The following is a 1,699-nucleotide window of genomic DNA, read 5'->3' on the forward strand; positions in this document are numbered from 1 at the left end:
AACGGCTTGGTGAGGTAATCATCGGCGCCATAGCCGAGGCCTCTGACCTTGTTCTGGATCCCGTCTAGGCCTGAGAGGATCAGGACAGGCGTGCTCACCTTGGCAAGCCGCAGCTGCTGGAGGACATCGTAGCCTGACATGTCCGGGAGATTGAGATCGAGCAGGATGATGTCATAGTCCGGGAGCCGGCCGAGATCGACGCCGTGCTCGCCTAGATCGGCCACCGAAATCTGGACATTGAGGCGCTGGAGCATGAGTTCAATGCTCTGCGCGACAGAAATGTCATCCTCAATCAGCAACACGCGCATCTCACCACCTCCCAGAGACCGCAGCTAATGTGAGGGAAGTATGCTCAACGAGGAGTTAACGCCGATGGCACGGTGACGCTTTCATGGCGCCGACCCTGTTCCAAGGGCAAAGAGACTCAGCCAACTAAGTAATCTCGCATAAGCAAAATTCCGGAAAGAAGTCGCACTGCGCGCTCGCCACGCTATGACGCAGCCTTACGCTGGCCGACGTCCTCCTGTCAGGCGTAGGCCCCTGTCAGTTTCTGTCGCTTTCAGCTGGTCGAAGTTCAGGTTGCCCAGCTTCCACGACTGCAGCACTACGGTGGCCCCTCTAATCGCTTTTGGCCTCACCCCGCCCTTGGTTGTACGTTCGATGGTCAGCACCTTGCCGCTCCAGTCGAGCACCAGGCGGTCCTCCGGACCAAAGCCAGCCTGGTCCCACAACGCTCGTGGCAGGCGGATGATGGTGTAGAACCGATCCGAGCGCTTGGCATCAGGAATCGACTTGACCACGACAGCAGCAGAGCCCGCCTGAGGCAAACGTGGTAGGTTCCTCTTGGGACGTTGGCCCTGCTTGGGTGACTTCTTCGGCTCCGCCGCTGCCGGCGCGGGTTCTGCTTCCGGACCAACCGCTTGGTCCACATCTTGCAAAAGATTAAGCTGCAGGGCGGGCGGATCCTCAACACCCCTCGTTTTGGTGGACAGCTTCATGGTCTCCCCGGCAGGGGTGGGAACGCTCGAGATCAGTTGCACCGCGTTAGCAACCTGCCGCAGGCTTCCGGAGATCCCCTCAGCCGACTGCACCACCAGAGGCGTCAGACGCGCCATGGCCTCGATCTGCTGCGTACCCAGAGAGACCAACTTGCCCATCTGCTCCGCCATAAGGTCCATCGTAGCGCGAAGGCCTTTCAGTTCCTCGGCCATTCCTGTCAGCGCCTGTTCTACCTCGCGCGATAGGGCAGGGGCAGGTGCGGCCTGCTGGGGTGCGTCCACAACTGGCGGGCGGACGGCCAGCACGGGCTTGGGGCGAAACACCTCTTGTGCGAGCGCGTCGGGCTTGCCCAGATGGCGCGCGAGGATATCAGCGGTGTCCCTGGACCTCTTGTCCGCAGCCGGTGTCGGGCGATCTGAATGGTTCCCGCTCTCTGGTGACCTGTGACGCTGAACTTCCCGCTGGCGAGGCGGCTGAGCCTCGCGGGGTTTTGCCAGACAAGCCGAACACAGATCATGGGCGCGATCGCGGGCGAGAAGCCAACCGCGGTCCTTGAAGTAGCCCTTGACGACATCGTCACCGACAGACGTGCTCGACTCGTAGGTGTCCGTCTTGTGGCATCCCGAGCAATAGGTGGTGAAGCGGTACTTGGAGGGAGCGCCACCGGTACGGGTGATCTGCGGCTCGAACTGACGTGCGA

At 61.3% G+C, this 1,699-nt stretch carries 2 protein-coding genes; both read right to left on the reverse strand.

The annotated features are described in order from the left end of the window. On the reverse strand, nt 1–308 hold a 308-nt coding region (locus tag KBI52_RS01610), incomplete at its 3' end, for a response regulator (protein ID WP_210804886.1). Between the two features lie 195 nt (nt 309–503). Further along, on the reverse strand, nt 504–1,699 hold a 1,196-nt coding region (locus KBI52_RS01615; protein WP_210804887.1), incomplete at its 5' end, for a hypothetical protein.

Origin of the sequence: Microvirga sp. HBU67558, assembly GCF_018069605.1 — a bacterium.
Taxonomy (GTDB): Bacteria; Pseudomonadota; Alphaproteobacteria; order Rhizobiales; family Beijerinckiaceae; genus Microvirga; species Microvirga terrae.